Genomic DNA, 22,266 nt, shown 5'->3' with positions numbered 1-22,266 from the left:
CGCGCGCCCCTTACCGGTACGGTGCATCGGCTTCAAGGTTCGCGGCAATCGCCCGCTCCCACTTGTCCCCGTTCGCCAGAAGCTTGGCCTTGTCGTAGAGCAGTTCTTCGCGCGTTTCGGTCGCGTATTCGAAGTTGGGCCCCTCGACGATGGCATCGACCGGGCATGCTTCCTGGCAAAAGCCGCAGAAGATGCACTTGGTCATGTCGATATCATATCGCGTGGTGCGGCGGCTGCCGTCCTCGCGCGGTTGCGCCTCGATCGTGATCGCCTGCGCCGGGCACACCGCTTCGCACAGCTTGCACGCGATGCAGCGTTCCTCGCCGTTGGGATAACGGCGCAGGGCGTGTTCACCACGGAAGCGCGGCGAGATCGGGTTCTTCTCGAACGGGTAGTTCACGGTCGCCTTGGGCCTGAAGAAATACTTCAGGGTCAGCCAGTGCGCTTTCACGAACTCCCAGAGGGTGAAGCTCTTGACGAGCTGTCCGACAGTCATGCGAAGTGTCCGGTAGCCATGAGGTAGCCGCTGACGAGGAACACGAACAGCAGCGAGACGGGCAGGAAGATCTTCCAGCCAAGGCGCATCAGTTGGTCATAACGGTAACGGGGCACCGTCGCCTTGACCCAGCTGAAGACGAAGAAGCCGAAAGCGATCTTGAGGATCAGCCAGATCCAACCAGGGATCAGGTAGAGGACCGCCAGTTCCACCGGCGGCAGGTAACCGCCCCAGAACAGCGTGGCGTTGAGCGCGCACATCAACAGCACGTTGCCGTATTCACCCAGCCAGAACAGGGCGAAGGCCATCGACGAATATTCGGTCTGATAGCCGGCGACGAGTTCGCTTTCCGCTTCGGTCAGGTCGAACGGCGCGCGCTGGGTTTCGGCCATGCTGGAGATGAGGAACATCACCCACATCGGGAACAGCAGCGGACTGCACCAGAAACCGTTGATGAAGCCAAAGCCGAAGCCGTGCTGCGCCTTGACGATATCGTTGAGATTGAACGAGTTGGCCCACAGCACCACGCAGACCAGGATGAAGCCGATCGAGACTTCATAGCTGATCATCTGGGCCGATGCGCGCATCGCCGAGAAGAACGGGTACTTCGAGTTGGATGACCAGCCCGCGATGACGATGCCGTAAACCCCGAGCGACGAGATCGCGAGGATATAAAGCAGGCCGACGTTGATGTTGGCCAGGATCGCGCCCGAGTTGAACGGGATCACCGCCCAGGCCAAAAGCGCCACGGTAAAGGTGATGATCGGCGCGATCAGGAACAGGCCCTTGTTCGCCGCCGAAGGAATGATGGTTTCCTGCAGGAACACCTTCAGGCCGTCGGCAAACGACTGAAGAATCCCGAACGGGCCAACCACGTTGGGGCCACGGCGCAGCGCCATCGATGCCCAGACCTTGCGGTCGACATAGATGACCATGGCCACCGCCAGCATCACCGGCAGCGCGATCAGCAGGATTCCGCAGATCGTGGAAATGGTCCAGGCCGCCGCGAAGGGCAGGCCAAGGCCTTGAAAGAACGCAGTCATTCCGCGGCCTCCGCCTGAAGTTCACCGTGGAGCAGTTCGCTCGAGCAGCGCTGCAGCGTGGGGCTGGCGCGGCCGATGGCGTTGGTCAGATAGGGATCGGCGATCGGATAGGCGATCGTCCCGGTGCAATCCGCGCTGGCCGGAGCCGTGGGAAGCGCGCCGTAATCGGCCAGACCTTCGACGCCCAGTGCCGGCACCGCCGCGATCATCGCCGCGCGCAGCTGTTCAAAGCTGTCGAACCCGACATTGACGCCAAAGGCATCGGCCAGCGCGCGCAGGATCGTCCAATCTTCGCGCGCTTCGCCCGGGGCGAACACGGCGCGTTCGGCAAACTGCACGCGGCCTTCGGTGTTGACGTAAGTGCCGTCCTTTTCGCTGAACGCAGCGGCAGGCAGGATCACGTCGGCGGCATGGGCCGCCTTGTCGCCGTGATGGCCGATGTGGACGATCATGCTGTCGGCAAACTTGGTCCAGTCAACCTCGTCCGCGCCCAGCGAGATGACCATCTTGGGCTTGGCCGCCACGAGATCAGCCAGGCCGCCCGGCTGGGCATAACCCAGCATCAGGCCGCCCATGCGCGCTGCCGCCATGTGCAGCACGTTGAAGCCGTTCCAGCCATCGCGCACCAGGTTGAAGCGCTCGGCAAAACCCAGGCCCGCTTCCAGCGCGCCCTTGGCGAGGCCAGCACCGCCGATGATAATCGCCGGCTTGGCCGCTGCGCCAAACGCGTCGGCCACTTCGGCCGGCAGGTTGGCCAGCGTGGCGGCATCGACGCCCAGGAACGTGGCGGGGAACGTGGTGTCCCACACCGGGCCGATCACGAAGACCTTGGCGCCGCGCTTGGCGGCCTTGCGCAGGCGTGCATTTAGCAGCGGGGCTTCGGAACGGATCTGGCTGCCCACGATCAGGATCGCGTCGGCGTCCTCGATACCCGCGAGGGTGGAGTTGAACGCCACCGCAGCCAGGCTCGACGTGGTGTAAGCCATGCCGGTCTGCCGCCCTTCGAGCAGCGAGGAACCGAGCGCGCCAGCCAGCGCCTTGGCGGCGAACATCGTTTCGCAATCGACCAGGTCACCGGCAACCACCGCAACCGACGGGCCGGGGTTGATCGAGGCAACCGCGGCAAAGGCTTCGGCCCAGGTTGCGGCAACCAGCTTGCCATCACGGCGCAGCCACGGACGATCCAGGCGGCGGCGGGTCAGGCCGTCGACCATGAAGCGCCCACGATCGGCCAGCCATTCCTCGTTCACGTCATCGTTGACGCGCGGCAGGATGCGCAGCACTTCGCGGCCACGGCTGTCGAGGCGGATGTTGGCGCCGATCGCGTCAGACACGTCGATCGACAGCGTCTTCTTCAACTCCCACGGGCGCGCTTCGAACGCATAGGGCTTGCTGGTCAGCGCGCCGACCGGGCACAGGTCGATCACGTTGGCCGAAAGCTCGTGCTTGGCGGCCTTTTCCAGATAGGTGCTGATCTGCATGGTTTCGCCGCGATAGAGCGCGCCGATTTCGTCCACGCCGGCGATCTCTTCCGAGAACCGCACGCAGCGGGTGCAGTGGATGCAGCGCGTCATCGTCGTCTTGATGAGCGGGCCCATGTACTTCTCGGTCACGGCACGCTTGTGCTCGTGATAGCGTGAGCCGCCACGGCCATAGGCCACCGACTGGTCCTGCAGGTCGCATTCGCCGCCCTGGTCGCAGATCGGGCAGTCGAGCGGGTGGTTGATGAGGAGGAACTCCATCACCCCTTCCCGCGCCTTCTTGACCATTTCGCTGTCGGTGCGGATTTCCTGGCCTTCGCTGGCCGGAAGCGCGCACGAAGCCTGCGGCTTGGGCGGCCCTGGCTTCACTTCGACCAGGCACATGCGGCAGTTGCCGGCAATGCTCAGCCGCTCGTGATAGCAGAAGCGGGGGATTTCCTTGCCGGCGAGTTCGCAGGCCTGGAGCACGGTGGCCCCGGCCGGAACTTCGAGTTCGACGCCGTCTACTTTGACCTTGGGCATTATTCTGCTGCCTCCCGAACGTCGGCGCGCGCGGCGATGCGACGTTCGATTTCGGGGCGGAAGTGGCGGATCAGGCCCTGGATCGGCCAGGCGGCCGCGTCACCCAGGGCGCAGATGGTGTGGCCTTCGACCTGCTTGGTCACGTTGAAGAGCATGTCGATCTCTTCCACGTCGGCATCGCCAGTGCGCAGGCGCTCCATCACGCGCCACATCCAGCCGGTGCCTTCGCGGCAGGGCGTGCACTGGCCGCAGCTTTCGTGCTTGTAGAAGTACGAAAGGCGGCTGATCGCGCGGACGATGTCGGTGGACTTGTCCATGACGATGATCGCCGCGGTGCCCAGGCCCGAACCCAGCGCGCGCAGGCCGTCAAAGTCCATCGGCGCGTCCATGATCTCGGCCGCCGGAACCAGCGGCACCGACGAACCACCCGGGATCACGGCCAGGAGGTTGTCCCAACCGCCGCGAATGCCGCCGCAATGCTTCTCGATCAGCTCGCGGAACGGGATCGACATCTCTTCCTCGACCACGCAGGGCTTGTCGACGTGCCCGCTGATCTGGAACAGCTTGGTGCCCTTGTTGTTCTCACGGCCAAAGCTGGAGAACCAGCCCGCGCCACGGCGCAGGATGGTGGGGGCAACCGCGATCGATTCCACGTTGTTCACCGTGGTCGGGCAGCCATAGAGCCCGGCGCCGGCCGGGAACGGCGGCTTGAGACGGGGCTGGCCCTTCTTGCCTTCGAGCGATTCGATCATCGCGGTTTCTTCGCCGCAGATGTAGGCGCCCGCGCCGCGGTGGACGAAGACGTCAAAGTCATAGCCCGAACCGGCGGCGTTCTTGCCGAGCAGACCCGCGTCGTAGGCTTCAGCCACGGCGGCAAACAGCGTTTCGGCCTCGCGAATATATTCACCGCGAATGTAGATATAGGCTGCGCGCGCACCCATGGCGAAACCGGCGACCAGCGCGCCTTCGATCAGCTTGTGCGGATCGTGGCGGATGATCTCGCGGTCCTTGCACGAACCCGGTTCGGATTCGTCGGCGTTGATCACCAGGAAGCTGGGACGGCCATCCTTGGATTCCTTGGGCATGAACGACCACTTCATGCCGGTGGGGAAGCCCGCACCGCCACGGCCGCGCAGGCCGGAGTCCTTCATTTCCTGGATGATCGCGTCACGGCCGCGCGCGATCAGATCCTTGGTGTTGTCCCAATCGCCGCGCGCCTGGGCGGCAGCCAGGTTCCACGGCTGATAGCCGTAGAGATTGGTGAAAATGCGATCCTTGTCGGCAAGGGCCATGGCTTACCACTCCCCTCGATAATCGTGGTTTTCGGAAACCATCGCCGTCAGCGAGGTCGGCCCACCCACCGGTTCCACGGTGTGGCGGCCCGGCTCCTGCGTGCCGGTCTTGGGCTGGCGCCCGGCAGCGAGTTCGTCGAGGATATGCTCGATCCGCTCGGCCGTCAGGTCTTCATAGTTGTCGTCGTTGATCTGCACCATCGGCGCCGACGAGCAGTTGCCCATGCATTCCACTTCGGTCAGCGTGAACAGACCATCGGCAGTGGTGTGGCCCTTCTTCATGCCCTTGGCCTTGCAGGCCGCCAGGATGTCGTCAGACCCGCGCAGCATGCACGGCGTGGTGCCGCAGACCTGCACGTGGAACCGGCCAATCGGCGCGATGTTGTACATCGTGTAGAAGGTGGCCACTTCGAGCACGCGGATGATCGGCATGTCGAGCTGCGCGGCGACGTATTCCATCACCGGCAGCGGCAGCCAGCCCTGCGTGTTCTCTTCGGCACCAACCTGGCGCTGGGCCAGGTCGAGCAGCGGCATCACCGCGGAGCGCTGGCGCCCGGCGGGATAGCGCGCGATGATTTCCTTGGCCTTGGTCGCGTTCTCGGGCGTCCAGGCAAAGCTGCCCCAGCGCGCACGCAGCGCGGGGCTATCGGGTTCGGGATGACGATCAGCCATTAGCGAATGAACTCCACGCGTGCGCACTTGCCATCGACGAAGCTGTAGACGGCAATCACGTCAAACGGCTCGGCAGCGGCAGAGCGCCAGACGCGCTCGTGAAACACCACATAATTGCCCAGCTCGTTCGCCCCGATCACCTCGGCGCGGTTTTCCGGAAACTCGGCAAACATCTTCTTGAGGCCCTCGCGGGTGCCTTCCTTGCCGTCGCGCACCACGGCGCCGCGATAGCCAGCCTCGCAGGCATCGTCGGTCATGTAGCTGACGTAGGTGTCGGCATCCTGGGCGTTGTAGGCCGCGATCATGGCCGTGGCGATCTGGGTCAAACCAGCCATGTCAAAGCCCCCTGCGCCGGCGGGCGCGGTTGAACCACAGCCCCTGGCCAAAATGGAACAGCTCGAACCCGCCCACGGCGCTCGCCAGCATGGCCAGGCTTTCCGGCGCCTTGCCGGTCACGCCCAGGGCAATGAACCAGGCCACGGCCAGGACCAGCCCGGTCAGGCAGGCGAGGATCGAAACCTGATCGATCTGCGCGCGGCTCACCGGTCGCACTCCCCGAACACCACGTCGATCGCGCCCAGGATGGCGGTCGCGTCGGGCAGCATGTGGCCCTTGGACATGAAGTCCATCGCCTGGAGATGCGAGAACGCGGTCGGGCGGATCTTGCAGCGATAGGGCTTGTTGGTGCCGTCAGAGACCAGGTACACGCCGAATTCGCCCTTGGGGCTTTCGGTGGCGACATAGACTTCGCCAGCCGGCACGTGGAACCCTTCGGTGTAGAGCTTGAAGTGATGGATCAGGCTTTCCATCGAGCTCTTCATCTCGGCGCGCTTGGGCGGCATCACCTTGCGGTCGTCGCTGTGCACCGGGCCTTCGGGCATCTGCGCCAGGCACTGCTTCATGATCCGGGCCGACTGGCGCACTTCTTCCACGCGCACCATCATGCGGTCATAGCAATCGCCCCGCGTGCCCACCGGAATATCGAATTCCATGCGGTCATAGACGTCATAGGGCTGCGCCTTGCGGATATCCCAGGGGATGCCCGAACCGCGGATCATCGGGCCGGAAAAGCCCCAGCGCACCGCATCGTCCTTGCTCACCACGGCGATATCGACGTTGCGCTGCTTGAAGATGCGGTTGTCGACCACCAGGCTCATCGCGTCGTCGAACAGCTGCGGCAGGCGCGTGTCGAGCCAGTCGGCCATGTCGGTCAACAGCTTGAGTGGCACGTCCTGGTGCACGCCGCCGGGGCGGAACCAGGCCGAGTGCATGCGCGCGCCCGACGCGCGTTCGAAGAACGTGAGGCAGTCCTCGCGGATTTCGAACAGCCACAGGTTCGGCGTCATCGCCCCCACGTCCATCACGTGCGAACCGATGTTGAGCATGTGGTTGCAGATGCGGGTCAGCTCGGCAAACAGCACGCGCAGATACTGCGCGCGCAGCGGCACGGCGATGTTGAGCAGCTTTTCCACCGCGAGCACGTAGGAGTGCTCCATCGCCAGCGGCGAGCAGTAGTCCAGGCGGTCGAAATAGGGCAGCGCCTGGAGATAGGTCTTGTGCTCGATCAGCTTTTCGGTGCCGCGATGCAGCAGGCCAACGTGCGGATCGATCCGCTCGATGATTTCGCCGTCCAGCTCCATCACCATGCGCAGCACACCGTGCGCGGCCGGGTGCTGCGGGCCGAAGTTGATCGTGTAGTTGGTGATGACCTCGTCACCCGTGGTGGGCGACTGTTCGAGCGAGAAGCTCATGCCTTGTCTCCCGAGGGCTTGGTCGCTTCCTTGTTGGCTGCCGCGCCAGCACCGGTATGCGCCGGCGTCGGCGTGTCCTTGGGCGTGGCCACCGGTGCAGGCGCGGCCGCTTGCGCTGCCTTCTCGTCACCGGGCAGCACGTACTCGGCGCCTTCCCACGGGCTCATGAAGTCGAACTGGCGCAGGTCCTGAGCCAGGCGCACGGGCTCATAGACCACGCGCTGGTCTTCCTCGGAATAGCGCAGCTCGACATAGCCGGTCAGCGGGAAGTCCTTGCGGAACGGGTGCCCCTGGAAGCCATAGTCGGTGAGGATGCGGCGCAGATCGGGGTTGCCCGCGAACAGCACGCCATACATGTCATAGACTTCGCGCTCCAGCCAGCCAGCCACCGGCCACAGCGTGGTGGCGGTGGGAACCGGGGTGGACTCGTCGGTCCGCACCTTCACGATCAGGCGATGGTTGCGGGTCAGCGAGAGCAGGCAGTAAACCACCTCGAAACGGTCAAGCCGCTGCGGATAGTCCGCCCCGGCAATTTCCATCAGCTGCTGGTATTCGTGCTCGTCACGCAGGGTGCGCAGCACGTCCTGGATGCGCTCGCGCACGACCAGCAGGACGATTTCGCCGTGCTCTTCCTTCGCCTCGATCACCAGGTCGCCCAGCGCGGTGGCCAGCGTGTCCTTCACCCCGTCGAAGGGGGCATAGCGCGGTGCGGAATGCAGAATGGCCATATGCCCTACCCTCTCAACGCTCAAGCGTGCCGATGCGGCGGATCTTCCGCTGCAACTGCATCACGCCATAGAGCAGCGCCTCGGCAGTCGGCGGGCAACCCGGCACATAGATATCCACCGGCACGATGCGGTCACAGCCGCGCACCACCGAATAGCTGTAGTGGTAATAGCCACCGCCATTGGCGCACGAGCCCATCGAGATGACGTACTTGGGGTCCGACATCTGGTCGTAGACCTTGCGCAGCGCCGGGGCCATCTTGTTGCACAGCGTGCCGGCCACGATCATCACGTCGGACTGGCGCGGCGAAGCGCGAGGGGCGACGCCGAAGCGTTCCATGTCATAGCGCGGCATGTTGACGTGGATCATTTCCACCGCGCAGCATGCCAGGCCAAAGGTCATCCACCAGAGCGAGCCGGTGCGCGCCCACTGGAACAGTTCCTCGGTCGAGGTGACGAGAAAGCCCTTGTCCGAAACCTCGGCGTTGATGCTTTCGAAAAAGGCCTGGTCGGGCGCGACGATCGGCGAGCCAGCGACCGGCGAAACAGCGGGGGTAGTAGCCATGTCGTTCATTCCCAATCCAGTGCGCCCTTCTTCCAGGCATAGATGAAGCCCAGCACCAGTTCAGCCAGAAAGACCATCATGGTCGCCCAGCCGGCCCAACCGGTCTGCTTGAGGCTCACCGCCCAGGGAAACAGGAACGCTGCTTCCAGGTCGAAGATAATGAACAGGATCGCCACGAGATAGAACCGCACGTCGAACTGGCTGCGCGGGTCTTCAAAGGCGGGGAACCCGCACTCATATTCGGCCAGCTTGTCTGCCGTGGGATTGTGGGTGCCCGTCAGACGGGCTGCCCCCATCGGCAAAAACACGAAGGCCGTGGAAAGCGCGAGCGCGATCCCGAGGAAAATCAGGATCGGCAGATATTGGATGAGGTCGACCAAGGGGCTGACTCGCGATGGAATGCACTTGGCACGGGGCACTAGTCCTGCCTTGGCCCATGCGCAAGTGGGGTGCAGCGCAATAAAGGGGGTTGACCCCACCCATTTGGGCAAGATCGTGACAATACCGAGGCACGACCCCCCGGATTTCGCCCAAAAGCCCGGCAAACCAGCCACCTCTTGCCGCATCGCGAGATGTCAGTTGCAGGAATTGCGCACACGATTGCATGGCGCACAAGGCGCCCCGCGCATCCTCACCTCAGGTCGAGCACGAAAACAGGCCAGGCCGCGGCCGCCAGGAACGTACCGAGCGGCAATCTGGTGGCCGCATCGATGCGGCCTCCTCGCCAGGCCATCAGGCCCGCCACGGCCAGGCCGAGCAGCGCCGCGCCAAGCAGGACATGCACCGCGCCCACCGGCCCCACCCATAACCCGATCGCGCCGAGCAGCAGCGGATCACCTCCGCCCAGCCCTTCGCGCCCGCGCGCCCGGCGATAGCCCCACGCAACCAGCGCCAAGAGGCCATAGGCCAGGCCGCCGCCAGCGAGGGCAAATGGCAAACAGTTGTCCGCCACGGCTACCGCCAATCCGCTCAACGCCAGCGCAGCGTTGAGGCGCCACGGCAACCACAGGCAGCGCGCATCGAGCAGCCCCAGCAGCAGGAGTTGCCAGCCCAGCACCATGGCCGGCAAGGCGAGGCCAATCGGTGCCCACCATGCCAATGCGCCGATCGCGGCGCCCAGCACCTCTGCCACCAGTTGCCCCCGCCCGATCGGCGCGGCGCAGGATTGACAGCGCCCGCGCAGGGCCAGCCATGAAACGATCGGCACCAGGTGCCACGGGCGCAGGCGCTGGCGGCAGCTATCGCAGGCCGAAGGCGCGCGGATGATGCCGCGCCCGGCCGGCAGGCGCACCGCCACGGTGCCCAGGAATGATCCGATGATTGCCCCCAAAATGGCGTCGATTGTCACCAAGAGCCAGGCCGGCATGCCCGCCACGACCGTAAACATCGGCATCTGCGCCGAAAACCCCACGTTACGTCCCCCACCCGCCCCATGCCCGGCGGCACGAGCCCCACCCCAGGGTGTCTGCCGAATTGCTGCAATGCGTCATGAAACGGCAATGCAGGGCCGCCTTCAATTGCAATCGCCACGCCCGGTCTCTACATCGGCGCTGGCAACGACAAGACGCTGCCACCCGCCCGCAGCCGGGGCGGCAGTTTAGCACAGGAAGGACCTGTTACCATGGCCCAGTTCTCCGCCGCCGATCCGATCGTCATCCTCAGCTATGCGCGCACGCCGATGGGCGCCATGCAGGGTGCACTGGCAGACGTTGCCGCAACCGATCTCGGCGCCACCGCGGTCAAGGCCGCCGTCGCGCGCGCCGGCGTGGACGGCGCCGACGTGGAGCGGGTCTACATGGGCTGCGTGCTGCCCGCCGGCCTGGGCCAGGCACCTGCCCGCCAGGCCGCGATCAAGGCCGGCCTGCCCAAGTCGGCCCAGGCCACCACGGTCAACAAGGTCTGCGGCTCCGGCATGCAGACGGTGATCATGGCCGCCGAGGCCCTGGCCGCCGGCAGCATCGACCTGGCCATTGCCGGTGGCATGGAATCGATGACCAACGCCCCCTACCTGCTCAAGAAGCACCGTTCGGGCGCGCGCATCGGCCATGATACGGCCTATGACCACATGTTCCTCGATGGCCTGGAAGACGCCTATGACGCCGGCCGCGCCATGGGCACGTTCGCCCAGGATACTGCCAACGACTATGGCCTGACCCGCGAAAACCAGGACGAATACACCATCGAATCGCTGCGCCGCGCCAAGGCCGCGATCGCCGATGGCGCCTTTGTCGAGGAAATCGCCCCCGTCACGGTCAAGACCCGCGCTGGCGAAGTGACGGTCGATACCGACGAGGCACCGAGCAAGGCCCGTCCCGACAAGATTCCCTCGCTCAAGCCCGCCTTTGCCAAGGATGGCACGATCACCGCCGCTACCTCCTCGTCGATCTCCGATGGCGCAGCAGCCCTTGCGCTTACCCGCCAGAGCGTGGCCGATGCCAAGGGCCTCAAGCCCGTGGCGCGCATCGTCGCCCTGGCCGCCCATGCCCAGGAACCCAAGGACTTCACCATCGCCCCGGTCGGCGCGATCAAGAAGGTGCTCGACAAGGCCGGCTGGAGCATTGACGACGTCGAACTGTTCGAAGTGAACGAAGCCTTTGCCTGCGTGGCGATGTTCGCGATGCATGACCTTGGCATCAGCCACGACAAGGTCAACGTCCATGGCGGCGCCACCGCCCTGGGCCATCCGATCGGCGCCTCGGGCGCACGCATCGTCACTACCCTGCTTGCCGCGCTCAAGCGCCACGGCAAGACCAAGGGCGTGGCCAGCTTGTGCATCGGTGGCGGCGAAGCCACCGCCCTCGCCGTCGAACTGGTCTAAAACCGAATGAAGTCTTCCGCCCCCTCCTCTTCAGAGGAGGGGGTTGGGGGTGGTGGAAACCTCAGCAAACGCTGGGGAAACCACCCAATCAAGGCGTCCCCGCGCCCCACAGCGCATCCTGCGCCACAAAGCCCCGGCGCCCGCCGACATCCACCGGGCACCAGCCATCGCGGCAATCGCCCAGCGCGGCCTGCACGCCCGGCGCCGCGCGCCACAGCACGGGGCCACTGCCATCCTTGTTGGCCCGGATCGGGGTAATCGCGCCCTTGACCAGCGCTGCGCGGTTGCGGCTGAGAAACTGCGCCAGCACCCAGCCGCGCGCGCCATCGGGATCTTCGATCAGGCGCCAGCCACCCATCACCCGCAAGACCTTTACCGGCAAGCCACGGCGCACATAGACCCAATTGATGCGGTATTCGCGCCCAGGCCCCACGCGCATGTTGGTCTGGTCCTTGGATAGCGACGCCCAATAGGGGCTGTTGCCATCATCGGCGGCGTGCAGGTGCGCCGGCCGTCCGGCCAGGCCCACCGCACCGGCAACCAGTGCCAGCGCCGCGGCCGAACGGATGATAAAGCGAAACTGGATCACGGTAAGACTTCTCCTGCCGCCCCCGCCCGGACGTGCAATCTCTGGTGCGATACAGCATTGGCCGGCAAGGGCAACAGCCTGCATGGCTGCGGCCGGCGATCACCCCGCCTGGCCCAGCCCGAATGTCGCGGCAAATTCCGGTCCCGATCGGATATCGCCCTTGGTCCTGCTTGACCACCACCACCCCATGCGCATAGCCATAGTGGGGATGAGCCAGCACGCCCGCCCGCAAGACTTGCGCCTCACGCGCCGTATCGATGGCAAGCCCCGCGTCGTCGTGACCCGTCGCCTGTTGCCCGAAACGCAGCGGCGCATGGCCGAATTGTTCGACGTCACGCTCAATGCCGATGATCGCCCCATGTCGCGCCAGGCCTTGCGCGATGCCGTGGCGCAGGCGCATGTCCTGGTGCCTACGGTCACCGATGCGATCGATGCCGATCTGATCGCGGCGGCTGGCCCTGGCCTTGGCCTGATCGCCAATTTCGGCGCAGGCATCGAACATATCGATCTCGCCTCCGCGCGTGCGCGCAAGATCATCGTCACCAACACGCCCGGCGTCTTCACCGACGATACCGCCGACATGACCATGGCACTGATCATTTCGGTGCCGCGCCGGCTGGCCGATGGCGAGCGCGTGATCCGCGAACAGACCTGGGAAGGCTGGTCGCCGTCCAGCCTGCTGGGCCACCGGCTGGGCGGCAAGATGCTGGGCATCATCGGCATGGGGCGAATCGGCCAGGCCGTGGCCCTGCGCGCCCGCGCCTTTGGCATGGCGGTCGTCTATCACAACCGCCACCGCCTGCCCCCGGCGGCAGAGGCAGCGCTGGGCGCGCGCTACGAAGCTGATCTCGACACGCTGGTGCGCACCGCCGACATTCTGTCGCTGCATTGCCCGCACACGAGCGAAACCCACCATCTGATCAATGCGCGGCGCATCGCGATGATGAAGCGGCACGCCTATGTGGTGAACACCGCGCGCGGCGAACTGATCGAGGAAGCCGCGTTGATCGCCGCGCTGGAAGCCGGGGCGATCGGCGGCGCCGGGCTCGATGTTTTCGCGCACGAACCCCAGGTCGATCCGCGCCTGCGCCAGTTGCCCAACGTGGTCCTGCTGCCGCACATGGGCAGCGCCACGTTCGAAGGGCGGCTCGCCTCGGGCGACAAGGTCATCGCCAATATCCGCTTTTGGGCCGATGGCCATCGCCCGCCCGACCAGGTGATCGAGGGCTGGGCCTAGCGGCGCTTGGTCACCGCGCCGCTAACCATTTCGGATTTGTCAAAGACTTGGGCCTAAGGTGCCGCGCCATGAACGATTCGTTGCGACATCACGGGGCCCGCGCCCTGGCCGCGCTGGCCCTGCTACTGGTTCCAACCCTTGCCTATGCCCAGGACGCCGGGCTCGACCCCGCCGATAGCGGCGATACCGCATGGCTTCTCGCCGCCACGCTGCTCGGGCTGCTGCTGGTGCTGCCGGGCATTGGCCTGTTCTATGCCGGGCGGGTGCGGACGCAGAGTATGCTCTCGGTCATGACGCAGACCGTGGCGGTCACCGCGCTGGTTTCCCTGTTGTGGATCGTGGTGGGTTATACCCTGGCGTTCGGCACGGTCAGCAATGGCTGGCTCGGCAGCGGCAGTGCCTGGATGCTGATCGATCTGGGTAACGTGCGCACCGATACCCTGGTGCCCGAAAGCGCCTATGCCCTGTTCGAGATGGTCTTTGCCCTTGCCGCGCCGGCGCTGATGATCGGCGCATGGGTGGATCGCGCCCGCTTTGGCTGGGTGCTGGGCTTTTGCGCGCTGTGGAGCCTGATGGTCTATGCACCGATCGCGCACTGGATCTGGGGCGGCGGCTGGCTCGCCACGCGGCTTGGCACGGTGGACTATGCCGGCGGGTTGGTGGTCCACACCAGCGCGGGGGTTTCCGCGCTGATCGTGGCGCTGCTGATGGGCCGGCGCGAACGCTTTGCCCAGGCCGCTGCGCGCAACGGTGGCCTGACGCTGCTGACCCTGGTTGGCGGCGCGATGGTCTGGACCGGCAGCCTGGCGCTGGCCGGTGGCAGCGCTCTGGCCGCTGGTGATGACGCTGCCATGGCGCTGATCAACACCCACGTGGCCATCGCCACGGCGGCGCTGGCATGGCTGCTGCTCGATCGCTTGGGCGGCACCCGCCCCGGCCCCACCGGGCTGGCACGCGGCGCGTTGGCCGGTTTGGCCCTGATCGCCCCGGTTTCTGCCTATACCAGCCCCGGCATGGCCGTGGTGCTGGGCCTCGTCGCCGCACTCGTCGCCAAAGGCACCGCACGCCTGGTTCAGGTCCGCTTGCAGGTCGACGATTCGCTGGGTGTCTTTGCCGGCCAGGGCATGACCGGCATTGCCGGCACGATGCTCACCGCGCTGGTTCTCCACCCCGCGCTCGGCGGCACCGGCTATGGCCCCGGCATGACCCTGGCGCACCAGGTGGTGGGCCAGGCCGTGGGCGTGGTGGCCGTGGCTGCGTGGAGCGCGATCGCCACCGCGATTGCCGCGCTGATGGTGTCGATGGCCCTGCCCATGCGCGTGACGCGGGACGAGGAAATGGCCGGCCTGGACGCGACCTGCCATGGCGAGGCCATGTTGCAGCAGGACTGAACAACCACGCGCAAGCCATTGCCCTCAAAATAAAAAAGCCCGGGGTGATCCCGGGCTTTTTCGTAATGGCTTGGCCTGATGGCGATCAGTCGCCGGTCAGGATGCGATCCACCAGCTGCTTCACCGTGGGGGTGAAGTTGTTGGAATAGAACGGGTCCTGCTTGAAGCGATAGGCAGCATGGCCGGCAAACATCAGGTTCTGGTCGATATCGCCACCGTGGGCGATGTCCTGCAGCGTCTTCTGGATGCAGAAGCTGCGCGGATCAGCGAGGCGCCCGGTGGTGTAATCGTCGTGGTCCTTCCACGACGAGAACCCGCAGTGCGACAGGCAGCCCATGCAATCGGCCTGGTCCTTGCGGATTTCGTCGCGTTCCTCGGGGTTGACGAAGATGACCGTGTCATCGGGCGTGCGCAGCGCGGTGGTGAAACCGGCGCCGAACCATTCGCGGGCACGCGCCAGGTCGGCCGGCGCCACCCAGAAGTTCTTGCCCTTGACGCCCACGTCGAGTTGCACCGTGTGCTCGCCCGCAGCCACCTTGGAATAGGGCACCTGGCGTTCGGAACGCGCTTCCAGCGAACGCAGGAACGGATTGCGCACCGCCGAGGAATAGAAACCGGTGGGCGAAAACTTGTGCAGCAGCACGTCGCCCGGCTCCAACGTGCGCAGATGGTCCTTCCACGCCTGGGGGATCGGGCTTTCTTCGGTCAGCAGCGGGCGCGTGCCGAACTGGAAAGCGATCGCGCCCAGCTCCGGGTTGTCGATCCAGTTGTTCCATTCGCGCAGGAACCACACGCCGCCGGCCATCACGATCGGCACGTCATCGCTCACGCCCTCGGCGCGCATCGTGTCGCGCAGCGCTTTGACGCGGGGATAGGGATCTTCGGGCTGGCGCGGGTTTTCCGCGTTCGACAGGCCGTTGTGCCCACCGGCCAGCCACGGGTCTTCATAGACCACCGCCGCCATCAGGTGCGCCACCTTGTGATAGGCGCGCTTCCACAGGGCGCGGAACGCGCGGCCCGAGGAAACGATCGGCAGATAGCTGACGTTGAAGCGCGCGGCGATTTCCGACAGCTTGTAGGGCATGCCCGCACCGCAGGTCACGCCCGAGACCAGGCCGCGGGTGCGTTCCAGCACGCCTTCGAGCACCTGTTGAGCGCCGCCCATTTCCCACAGCACGTTGATGTTGATCGCGCCCTTGCCGCTGGCGATGTCATAGGCGCGGCGCACCTGCTCCACCGCGCCATCGATGGCATAGCGGATCAGTTCTTCGTGCCGTTCCTTGCGCGTGAGGGCGTTGTAGATCTGCGGAATGATCTTGCCTTCGGCATCATAGCTGTCGGCATTGACCGCGCTGACCGTGCCGATTCCCCCGGCCGCAGCCCAGGCGCCGGAACTCATGTGATTGGTGGCAGCAACCCCCTTGCCGCCTTCCACCAGTGGCCAAACTTCACGGCCGCCATAGAGGATAGGCTTCAACCCCTTGAACGCAGACATATCATTCCTTCGACGCGCCCGTGCGCGTGGCGTTTTCCGGCTTGTAGCGCGGCACGGCCGATCGATCCCTTGCGATCGTCCGTGCGCGGCGCGCCTGGCCGGACATGAAAAACCCGAATGCGCTGGTTTACGGCGAAATGACGCCCAGCGAAAGTCCGGTCTCGTGCTTTTGCCTTTTTGGCGCGCTGAAATGACGCGCCCAACCGGCAAAAATCCTCTCCAAAGCGGCAGAAACGATCAATCGTCGTCGTCCACCGCCACCTTTTCACCGGTCACGCGCTGCGACAGCGCCGCCGCCATGAATGGATCGAGCGCACCGTCGAGCACGTCGGTCGGATTCGTGCTCACCACGCCCGTGCGCAGGTCCTTGACCTGCTGATAGGGCTGCAACACGTAGGAGCGGATCTGGTGACCCCAGCCGATTTCGGTCTTGGCGGCATATTCGCCCGAGGCGGCCGCTTCGCGCTTGGCCAGTTCGGCCTCGTAAATGCGCGCTTTCAGCATGTTCATCGCCGTGGCGCGGTTCTTGTGCTGACTGCGGTCGTTCTGGCTCGCCACGATGATCCCGGTGGGCACGTGGGTGATGCGCACCGCCGAGTCCGTCGTGTTGACGTGCTGCCCGCCCGCGCCCGAGGCACGGTAGGTGTCGATCTTGAGGTCGGACGGGTTGATCTCCACCTCGATGTTGTCATCGATTTCGGGATAGACCCAGACCGAGCTGAACGAGGTGTGGCGCCGCGCCGAGCTGTCATAGGGGCTGATGCGCACCAGGCGATGCACGCCGCTTTCGGTCTTGGCATAGCCATAGGCGTTCTCGCCCTTGATCAGCAGCGTGGCGCTCTTGATCCCGGCTGCTTCCCCGGCGTGGTAATCCACCAGGTCCACCTTGTAGCCATGGCGTTCGGCCCAGCGCGTGTACATACGCTGGAGCATTTCGGCCCAATCCTGGCTTTCCGTACCGCCGGCGCCGGCATGCACTTCGAGATAGGCGTTATTGGCATCGGCTTCCCCAGCCAGCAGCGCCTGGACCTTGTCGGCATCGGCGCGGTTGGCCAGCGCGGCCAATGTGGCGAGGCCTTCGGCGATCGTCTCGTCATCGCCTTCCACTTCACCAAGTTCGACGAACTCGATGGCGTCAGCCATTTCCTGGCCGATCTGGTTGACGGTGCCGATCGAGGCATCGAGCCGGCGACGCTCACGCATCACGGCTTCGGCCTTCTTCGGATCATCCCACAGCTTGGGATCCTCGACACGGGCGTTGAGTTCGTCGAGCCGGCGCACCGCGCGGTCCCAGTCGAGGAACTTGCGCACCAATGCGAGTGCGGCCTCGATGCGGTCGATATGAGCCTGCCCTTCGGCACGCATGACGGTCTTACTCCATACAAACGAACTGGCCGCTTAGCGAAGCCGGCTCGTTTGTAAAGGTGTGCGCTTGGGCCCCGCCGGGAAACGCCCGATTGCTGCGGGTGTTTTGCCGACGGGGCCCACGCGCAAATGCGATCAGCCGTGGCGCCGGTGCATCGCCTGCACGGCCGCCAGCGTCAGCCTGACATGGTCGCGATAGTCCATGTCGGAATGAACCAGCGTGATCCGGCCATCGGGCGCAATGACATAGCTGGTGCGCGTGGTCAGCCCGGTGGACTTGCCGCCTTGCTGCAGATCCACGTCATAGGCCCTGACCACGGCCGGGCTGGCGGCGGCAACGGCAAACTTGTCGCGGCATTCCTCGGTGGAAAAGCGAGTCAGCGTGGCAATGTCATCGTTCGACATGCCGATCACGGTGGCGCCGGCGCGGGCGAAATCGGCCGTGGCATCGGCAAAGGCGTGGGCTTCCATCGTGCAGCCCTGGGTAAAGGCCTTGGGATAGAAATAGAGCACCACCGGCCCGCGCTTGAGCGCCTTTTTCAGGTTGAAGCTGAACGGCTTGCCGCCCAGCGCACCCTGTGCCGAGAAATCGGGCGCGCGGGCGCCCTGCGGCAGCGCAGCGTGCGCGGCGGCCATGGGAGTGAGGGAAAGAGCGAAGGCCGCCAACGCGGCAAGGGGGGAGCGCGTGTTCATGGCTAGAAGGCTTAGCACAGCGCCGCGCCCCTCAATAGATGCCCCCTTGGTCCTCCACAAAGTTGCTGCCCGCCGGCCGGGCAGCCGGCGCGGCCTTGGCGCCGCGTGCCGAACGCGCCTTGCGCAGGGCATCGAGCACGGCTTCCTTGGCGGTGATTTCCGAGGGTTGGACCGTGCGCCGTGGCTCGGTATCGGGCTTGAATGCTTCCCAGATAATCGAGGCCTTGCGGTCATTGTCCTGCGGCGTGCCGCCGAACACGCGCTTGCCCGAAACGCGATCGATCTTGACCATGGAAACGCCGGCCGGCGCGGTAAACGGAATGTCGGCCCAGCGCGGCCGCGTGGCCAGCACGAACTGCTTGAAGATCGGCGCGGCGATTCGCCCGCCCTGGGCATAGCCGCCCAGGCTGCGCGGCTGGTCATAGCCCATGTAGACGCCGGCGATGATGTCGGGCGATCCGCCCACGAACCACACGTTGGTGGGGCCGCTCGTCGTGCCGGTCTTGCCGAACAGCGGCAGGCCCAGATCGTGCAGCGTTTCGGCCGTGCCGCGCACCACCACGCCTTCCAGCATGTGCACCACCTGATAGGCGGTGCGCGGATCGAGCACCTGCTTGCCTGCCGGACGCAGGCGCGGCATCGCCGTGCCATCCCAGCGCGGCATGTTGCAGCCGGTGCAGGCGCGGTTGTCGGCGCGCCAGATCACCTTGCCGTTGCGGTCCTGGACATAGTCGATCAGCGTCGCGTCGCGCTGGCGGCCATGGTTGGCCAGCGCGGCATAGGCATTGACCATGCGCGTCACCGTGGTGTCGCCAGCGCCAAGCGCCATCGACAGATAGGGCTGGTAATCGCCGATGCCGACGTTCTTGATCGTGCGCACCACCTTGTCCATGCCGGTGTCGTTGGCCACGCGCACGGTCATCAGGTTGCGCGATTGCTCCAGGCCCCAGCGCATCGTGTGGCTACCCGATCCGCCTTCGTTGCCAAAGTTGCGGAAGCACTTCTGGCCCAGCGCCGCGCCCTGATAGACGCAAAACGTGCCATCGACGACCATCGAGGCCGGCGTCATGCCGTTGTCGAGCGCCGTGGCATAGACGAACGGCTTGATCGTCGAGCCAGGCTGGCGCTGCGCCTGGGTGGCGCGGTTGAACGAACCGAGGCGCGCGTCGAACCCGCCCTGCATGGCGAGGATGCGGCTGCTCTGCGGGTCTTCCACCACCATGCCGCCCGAAACCTCGGGCACCACGCGCAGGCCCCAGGTGCCGTTGCCGGCCGGGGCCACGGTGATCACGTCACCCGCCTTCATGGCATCGGGCACGCCATAGAGCGTGCCGGTCTGCCCATCGGCAAAGCCGACCTGCCCGCTCAATCCGCGCCGCGAGATCAGCACCGCGACGCGCCAATCGAGATAGCGGATCGACAGGTTGCTGTTGATCAGCTGCGTCTGCCAGCTCCCTGAGTCGCTGTCGTCCATGTCGATATGCGCGATCGGCCCATGCCATGCCCGCCCGGCGGAATAGCGCAGCAGCCCGGCGCGCAGCGAATCCTGCGCTGCAGTCTGCAACTGCTGGTCGAGCGAAGTACGCACCCACAGGCCACCGGCATAGACGCTGTTGGGCCCGTCCTTGGCCTGCTCGCCAAACTGATCGATCAGCTGACGGCGCACTTCTTCCAGGAAATAGCCGGCATCGGCGGTGTAGTTTTCGGTCCGGCGCGGCACCAGGCCCAGCGGCTGTGCCTTGGCCTGCGCCACATCGGCGGCGCTGGCCCAGCCGTTCTTCTCCATCTGGTCCAGCACCCAATTGCGGCGGGCAATGGCCTTTTCGGCAAATTTGGCGCGGCTGTAGGTTTCCGGTGCCTTGGGCAGAATCGCCAGGAACGCGGCTTCGTGCAGTTGCAGGTCGCCCACGTCCTTGTCGAAATAGGCGCGCGCTGCCGCCTGCACGCCAAAGCTTTGGCGGCCCAGCGGGATTTCGTTGAGATAAAGCTCCAGAATCTGCTGCTTGGTCAACACGCTTTCGATGCGCCGCGCCAGGAGCATTTCCTTGAGCTTGCGCGTTACCGAATATTCGTTGCCGATCAGGATGTTCTTGGCCACCTGCTGGGTAATGGTGGAGCCGCCGCGCGCCCGGGCGCCCGTTCCCAGCTTGGTGGCATAGTCCACCACGGCACCAGCCAAGCCCGTCAGGTCGACACCACCGTGGCTCCAGAACGACTTGTCTTCGGCGGACAGGAACGCGTTGATCAGCTGCGGCGGAAAATCGACGAAGCGCAGTTGCACCCGCCGCTCGCGGGCATAGCTCGACACGATCTGCCCATCGGCACCGCGAACCATCGTCGGCAAGGGCGGCTGATAGGTCAGCAGGGTATCGGCCGAGGGCAGCGTGCGCTCCACCGTCACCCACAGCAAACCGCGCAGGATCAGCAGGATCAGTACCAGCCAGCCCACGCGCCGCAGCCACTTGGAGCGCTGCCACAGGCCCTTGATCCGGCCGGCCAGGCTGCCGCCCCGCCGAATGCGGAAGCGGCGGCCATCAGGCTCCCCCTCGGGTTCACGGTCAGGTTCGGGCGCATCGCCGCGCGCAATGATCGGGGGCAGGTCGTCGGCCATCGTGGCCGCGCTCTAGCACGGGGCTTTGACGGCGCACCAGTGCCTATCGCGCAAATGCGCCCTGGCGTTTCCGCGCTACGCCCCCAGCGGCCGGCTTTCCTGTTCCGCCAGAAAGATCGCGATGGCCCCGGCCACGGCCTTGGCAAAGCGATCGCGCCAGGCCTTGTCGGTCATCGCGGCGGCATCGGCCTGGTTGCTGATATAGCCGGCTTCCATCAGCGCAGAGGGCAGATCGAGCGACTTGAGCACCACGAACGCCGCCTCGCGCCGGGGGTCGACATGAAACCGGATCGCCCCCTGCCCTTCACGCAGGATCAGGTCAGCCAGATGGATGGACCGCGTGCGCATCTCGCGCCGCGACAGGTCTACCAGGATGGAATTGACCGCGCTGGAACGCCCCTGCAGCGCGACGCCGTTTACCATGTCGGCGCTGTTTTCCCGCCGCGCCAGGGCATCGGCCACCGCGTCAGACCCGCGATCGGACAGCGTATAGACGGTGGCGCCGCCGGCATCCGCACTGGGCGCGGAATCGGCGTGGATCGACAGGAACAGGTCGGCGTGCAGGCGCTGAGCAATGCCCGAGCGTTCTTCGAGCGCAAGAAAGCGATCGTCGCTGCGCGTCAGCGCCACGCGAACATGGCCCTGCGCAAGCAGCGCATCACGCAGCGCCAGCGCCAGGGCCAGGGTCAACTGCTTCTCGCGTAAGCTGCCCTCGCCGCTCGCGCCCGGATCATGCCCGCCGTGGCCGGCATCGATCACGACCAGCGGGCGGCTGGCATCGGCCGGCCCCAATACCGGCGGCAGATCGATCGGCCGCGTGCCATCGGGCAGCGCCACGTGCACGACATAGGCGGGATCGCGCCCGGCGCCGCCCGCGCCAATGCCCAGCATGACCCGCGCCCATACCGCCAGCACCAGCAGCGGCACCACGAACAGCGCGGCGATCACCAGGCGCTGCGGTATCAATTCGGGCGAAGGCTTTACCATGATTGCGCTGCCTATGCCGCGCTGCCGGGGCAGTGGTCCAGCGCAAAACCGCGCCGCCTCCCAATCGGCGCAAGCTTGGGCTCTTGGACAGGCCCTTGCCACCCCCGTGAAATGCCGGAGCGTTGCGGGACACGGTTTTAATTGCCGCTTTGCGATTGGGGTGCTAGCACCCATCACACGGAGCAGTTTGACTTGCTGCGTCCCTCGCCGCGTTGCCGCCGCGCCTTGATGAGCGCCCAGGCAGCAACGCCCACGGCCGATGCGCCAATGGCAGGGGGATGACGCAGTCGGGCTTGGTCCTGGCGGGCAGGAAGGGACAAGGCAGATACGCCACCCTCGCCCGCGCTTGAGGTTGATGCCGTGATGAAGAGCCGCGTACCGTTCCAGCCAAAGCGCCCCACCGGGGCCTTTGTGCTTTGGACGGATGCCGGCACGCACGAATACCCCGGCACTGCTGCAAACTCTCTTGCAAACCGGGGCGTCCATGCAGGGCAATCGTTGCACGCCTTCGCCACCGCAGACGCACACCAACC

21 protein-coding genes are annotated in these 22,266 nt (G+C 65.6%); 3 read left to right on the top strand and 18 right to left on the bottom strand.

The window, feature by feature from the left end; genetic code table 11:
- Nucleotides 1-10: 10 nt before the first annotated feature.
- From nuoI to IP65_RS15085, 12 genes are all read right to left on the bottom strand, one after another.
- A complete protein-coding gene (gene nuoI / locus IP65_RS15140; protein ID WP_022676294.1) occupies nucleotides 11-496 on the bottom strand; it encodes an NADH-quinone oxidoreductase subunit NuoI in 486 nt (161 codons plus the stop codon).
- On the bottom strand, nucleotides 493-1,539 hold the full coding sequence (gene nuoH, locus IP65_RS15135; protein WP_022676295.1) for an NADH-quinone oxidoreductase subunit NuoH: 1,047 nt from the start codon (nucleotides 1,537-1,539) through the stop codon (nucleotides 493-495). Before nuoH ends, nuoI begins: the two co-directional genes overlap by 4 nt.
- Nucleotides 1,536-3,542, bottom strand: coding sequence for an NADH-quinone oxidoreductase subunit NuoG (nuoG, locus tag IP65_RS15130; RefSeq protein ID WP_054132227.1), 2,007 nt, complete (start codon nucleotides 3,540-3,542; stop codon nucleotides 1,536-1,538). Before nuoG ends, nuoH begins: the two co-directional genes overlap by 4 nt.
- Nucleotides 3,542-4,834, bottom strand: coding sequence for an NADH-quinone oxidoreductase subunit NuoF (gene nuoF / locus IP65_RS15125; RefSeq protein WP_054132226.1), 1,293 nt, complete (start codon nucleotides 4,832-4,834; stop codon nucleotides 3,542-3,544). The genes nuoG and nuoF overlap by 1 nt, the downstream gene beginning before the upstream one ends.
- Before the next feature lie 3 nt (nucleotides 4,835-4,837).
- Nucleotides 4,838-5,506: an NAD(P)H-dependent oxidoreductase subunit E gene (locus tag IP65_RS15120; protein WP_054132225.1), complete on the bottom strand. Its 669-nt coding sequence runs from the start codon at nucleotides 5,504-5,506 to the stop codon at nucleotides 4,838-4,840.
- Nucleotides 5,506-5,841: a nuclear transport factor 2 family protein gene (locus IP65_RS15115; RefSeq protein WP_022676299.1), complete on the bottom strand. Its 336-nt coding sequence runs from the start codon at nucleotides 5,839-5,841 to the stop codon at nucleotides 5,506-5,508. Before IP65_RS15115 ends, IP65_RS15120 begins: the two co-directional genes overlap by 1 nt.
- A 1-nt stretch (nucleotide 5,842) precedes the next feature.
- Nucleotides 5,843-6,049, bottom strand: coding sequence for a hypothetical protein (locus IP65_RS15110; RefSeq protein WP_022676300.1), 207 nt, complete (start codon nucleotides 6,047-6,049; stop codon nucleotides 5,843-5,845).
- A complete protein-coding gene (locus tag IP65_RS15105; RefSeq protein ID WP_022676301.1) occupies nucleotides 6,046-7,257 on the bottom strand; it encodes an NADH-quinone oxidoreductase subunit D in 1,212 nt (403 codons plus the stop codon). The genes IP65_RS15110 and IP65_RS15105 overlap by 4 nt, the downstream gene beginning before the upstream one ends.
- The gene (locus tag IP65_RS15100; RefSeq protein ID WP_022676302.1) at nucleotides 7,254-7,985 is read right to left on the bottom strand and encodes an NADH-quinone oxidoreductase subunit C; all 732 of its coding nucleotides are present in this window, start codon (nucleotides 7,983-7,985) and stop codon (nucleotides 7,254-7,256) included. The genes IP65_RS15105 and IP65_RS15100 overlap by 4 nt, the downstream gene beginning before the upstream one ends.
- Before the next feature lie 13 nt (nucleotides 7,986-7,998).
- The gene (locus IP65_RS15095) at nucleotides 7,999-8,556 is read right to left on the bottom strand and encodes an NADH-quinone oxidoreductase subunit B family protein (protein WP_022676303.1); all 558 of its coding nucleotides are present in this window, start codon (nucleotides 8,554-8,556) and stop codon (nucleotides 7,999-8,001) included.
- The gene (gene ndhC, locus IP65_RS15090) at nucleotides 8,553-8,927 is read right to left on the bottom strand and encodes an NADH-quinone oxidoreductase subunit A (protein WP_022676304.1); all 375 of its coding nucleotides are present in this window, start codon (nucleotides 8,925-8,927) and stop codon (nucleotides 8,553-8,555) included. Before ndhC ends, IP65_RS15095 begins: the two co-directional genes overlap by 4 nt.
- Nucleotides 8,928-9,178: 251 nt before the next feature.
- On the bottom strand, nucleotides 9,179-9,940 hold the full coding sequence (locus IP65_RS15085) for an A24 family peptidase (RefSeq protein WP_231627734.1): 762 nt from the start codon (nucleotides 9,938-9,940) through the stop codon (nucleotides 9,179-9,181).
- Nucleotides 9,941-10,168: 228 nt separating this feature from the next.
- Here IP65_RS15085 and IP65_RS15080 point away from each other — a divergent pair, with 228 nt between their 5' ends.
- Nucleotides 10,169-11,365, top strand: coding sequence for an acetyl-CoA C-acyltransferase (locus IP65_RS15080; RefSeq protein WP_022676306.1), 1,197 nt, complete (start codon nucleotides 10,169-10,171; stop codon nucleotides 11,363-11,365).
- An 88-nt stretch (nucleotides 11,366-11,453) separates the two neighbouring features.
- Here IP65_RS15080 and IP65_RS15075 read toward each other — a convergent pair whose 3' ends face one another.
- A complete protein-coding gene (locus IP65_RS15075) occupies nucleotides 11,454-11,954 on the bottom strand; it encodes an SH3 domain-containing protein (RefSeq protein WP_022676307.1) in 501 nt (166 codons plus the stop codon).
- Nucleotides 11,955-12,162: 208 nt separating this feature from the next.
- Here IP65_RS15075 and IP65_RS15070 point away from each other — a divergent pair, with 208 nt between their 5' ends.
- Together IP65_RS15070 and IP65_RS15065 are read left to right on the top strand one after the other, a co-directional pair.
- Nucleotides 12,163-13,191, top strand: a complete 1,029-nt coding sequence (locus IP65_RS15070; RefSeq protein WP_022676308.1) for a D-glycerate dehydrogenase — start codon at nucleotides 12,163-12,165, stop codon at nucleotides 13,189-13,191.
- 68 nt (nucleotides 13,192-13,259) lie between these two features.
- Entirely contained in the window at nucleotides 13,260-14,582 is a 1,323-nt protein-coding gene (locus tag IP65_RS15065; protein ID WP_054132224.1) for an ammonium transporter, read from the top strand.
- Nucleotides 14,583-14,667: 85 nt separating this feature from the next.
- On the opposite strand, the gene IP65_RS15060 is transcribed toward IP65_RS15065, so the two are convergent.
- The 5 genes from IP65_RS15060 to IP65_RS15040 form a co-directional block, all read right to left on the bottom strand.
- Nucleotides 14,668-16,077, bottom strand: coding sequence for a nitronate monooxygenase family protein (locus tag IP65_RS15060; RefSeq protein WP_022676310.1), 1,410 nt, complete (start codon nucleotides 16,075-16,077; stop codon nucleotides 14,668-14,670).
- 237 nt (nucleotides 16,078-16,314) lie between these two features.
- The gene (gene prfB / locus IP65_RS15055; RefSeq protein ID WP_022676313.1) at nucleotides 16,315-17,442 is read right to left on the bottom strand and encodes a peptide chain release factor 2; all 1,128 of its coding nucleotides are present in this window, start codon (nucleotides 17,440-17,442) and stop codon (nucleotides 16,315-16,317) included.
- A gap of 135 nt (nucleotides 17,443-17,577) precedes the next feature.
- Nucleotides 17,578-18,135 (bottom strand): peroxiredoxin, encoded by a 558-nt coding sequence (locus IP65_RS15050; RefSeq protein WP_022676314.1) that lies wholly within the window; start codon nucleotides 18,133-18,135, stop codon nucleotides 17,578-17,580.
- A 31-nt stretch (nucleotides 18,136-18,166) separates the two neighbouring features.
- Nucleotides 18,167-20,746 carry a penicillin-binding protein 1A gene (locus IP65_RS15045; RefSeq protein WP_082350183.1) on the bottom strand — a complete coding sequence of 860 codons (2,580 nt, stop codon included), beginning with the start codon at nucleotides 20,744-20,746 and terminating at the stop codon, nucleotides 18,167-18,169.
- A 75-nt stretch (nucleotides 20,747-20,821) separates the two neighbouring features.
- The gene (locus tag IP65_RS15040; RefSeq protein ID WP_082350182.1) at nucleotides 20,822-21,733 is read right to left on the bottom strand and encodes an N-acetylmuramoyl-L-alanine amidase; all 912 of its coding nucleotides are present in this window, start codon (nucleotides 21,731-21,733) and stop codon (nucleotides 20,822-20,824) included.
- Nucleotides 21,734-22,266 lie beyond the last annotated feature (533 nt).

The organism is Novosphingobium sp. AAP1 (assembly GCF_001295765.1).
Taxonomy (GTDB): domain Bacteria; phylum Pseudomonadota; class Alphaproteobacteria; order Sphingomonadales; family Sphingomonadaceae; genus Novosphingobium; species Novosphingobium capsulatum.
The sequence above is the reverse complement of the archived record's forward strand: the minus strand, read 5'-3'. Positions and strand labels throughout refer to the sequence as shown.

Bases quoted from the DNA above. Each gene is read 5' to 3' on its own strand.
- nuoI (WP_022676294.1), bottom strand. From the start codon at position 496: ATGACTGTCGGACAGCTCGTCAAGAGCTTCACCCTCTGGGAGTTCGTG.
- nuoH (WP_022676295.1), bottom strand. From the start codon at position 1,539: ATGACTGCGTTCTTTCAAGGCCTTGGCCTGCCCTTCGCGGCGGCCTGG.
- nuoG (WP_054132227.1), bottom strand. From the start codon at position 3,542: ATGCCCAAGGTCAAAGTAGACGGCGTCGAACTCGAAGTTCCGGCCGGG.
- nuoF (WP_054132226.1), bottom strand. From the start codon at position 4,834: ATGGCCCTTGCCGACAAGGATCGCATTTTCACCAATCTCTACGGCTAT.
- IP65_RS15120 (WP_054132225.1), bottom strand. From the start codon at position 5,506: ATGGCTGATCGTCATCCCGAACCCGATAGCCCCGCGCTGCGTGCGCGC.
- IP65_RS15115 (WP_022676299.1), bottom strand. From the start codon at position 5,841: ATGGCTGGTTTGACCCAGATCGCCACGGCCATGATCGCGGCCTACAAC.
- IP65_RS15105 (WP_022676301.1), bottom strand. From the start codon at position 7,257: ATGAGCTTCTCGCTCGAACAGTCGCCCACCACGGGTGACGAGGTCATC.
- IP65_RS15100 (WP_022676302.1), bottom strand. From the start codon at position 7,985: ATGGCCATTCTGCATTCCGCACCGCGCTATGCCCCCTTCGACGGGGTG.
- IP65_RS15095 (WP_022676303.1), bottom strand. From the start codon at position 8,556: ATGAACGACATGGCTACTACCCCCGCTGTTTCGCCGGTCGCTGGCTCG.
- IP65_RS15085 (WP_231627734.1), bottom strand. From the start codon at position 9,940: ATGCCGATGTTTACGGTCGTGGCGGGCATGCCGGCCTGGCTCTTGGTG.
- IP65_RS15080 (WP_022676306.1), top strand. From the start codon at position 10,169: ATGGCCCAGTTCTCCGCCGCCGATCCGATCGTCATCCTCAGCTATGCG.
- IP65_RS15070 (WP_022676308.1), top strand. From the start codon at position 12,163: ATGAGCCAGCACGCCCGCCCGCAAGACTTGCGCCTCACGCGCCGTATC.
- IP65_RS15065 (WP_054132224.1), top strand. From the start codon at position 13,260: ATGAACGATTCGTTGCGACATCACGGGGCCCGCGCCCTGGCCGCGCTG.
- IP65_RS15060 (WP_022676310.1), bottom strand. From the start codon at position 16,077: ATGTCTGCGTTCAAGGGGTTGAAGCCTATCCTCTATGGCGGCCGTGAA.
- prfB (WP_022676313.1), bottom strand. From the start codon at position 17,442: ATGCGTGCCGAAGGGCAGGCTCATATCGACCGCATCGAGGCCGCACTC.
- IP65_RS15050 (WP_022676314.1), bottom strand. From the start codon at position 18,135: ATGAACACGCGCTCCCCCCTTGCCGCGTTGGCGGCCTTCGCTCTTTCC.
- IP65_RS15045 (WP_082350183.1), bottom strand. From the start codon at position 20,746: ATGGCCGACGACCTGCCCCCGATCATTGCGCGCGGCGATGCGCCCGAA.
- IP65_RS15040 (WP_082350182.1), bottom strand. From the start codon at position 21,733: ATGGTAAAGCCTTCGCCCGAATTGATACCGCAGCGCCTGGTGATCGCC.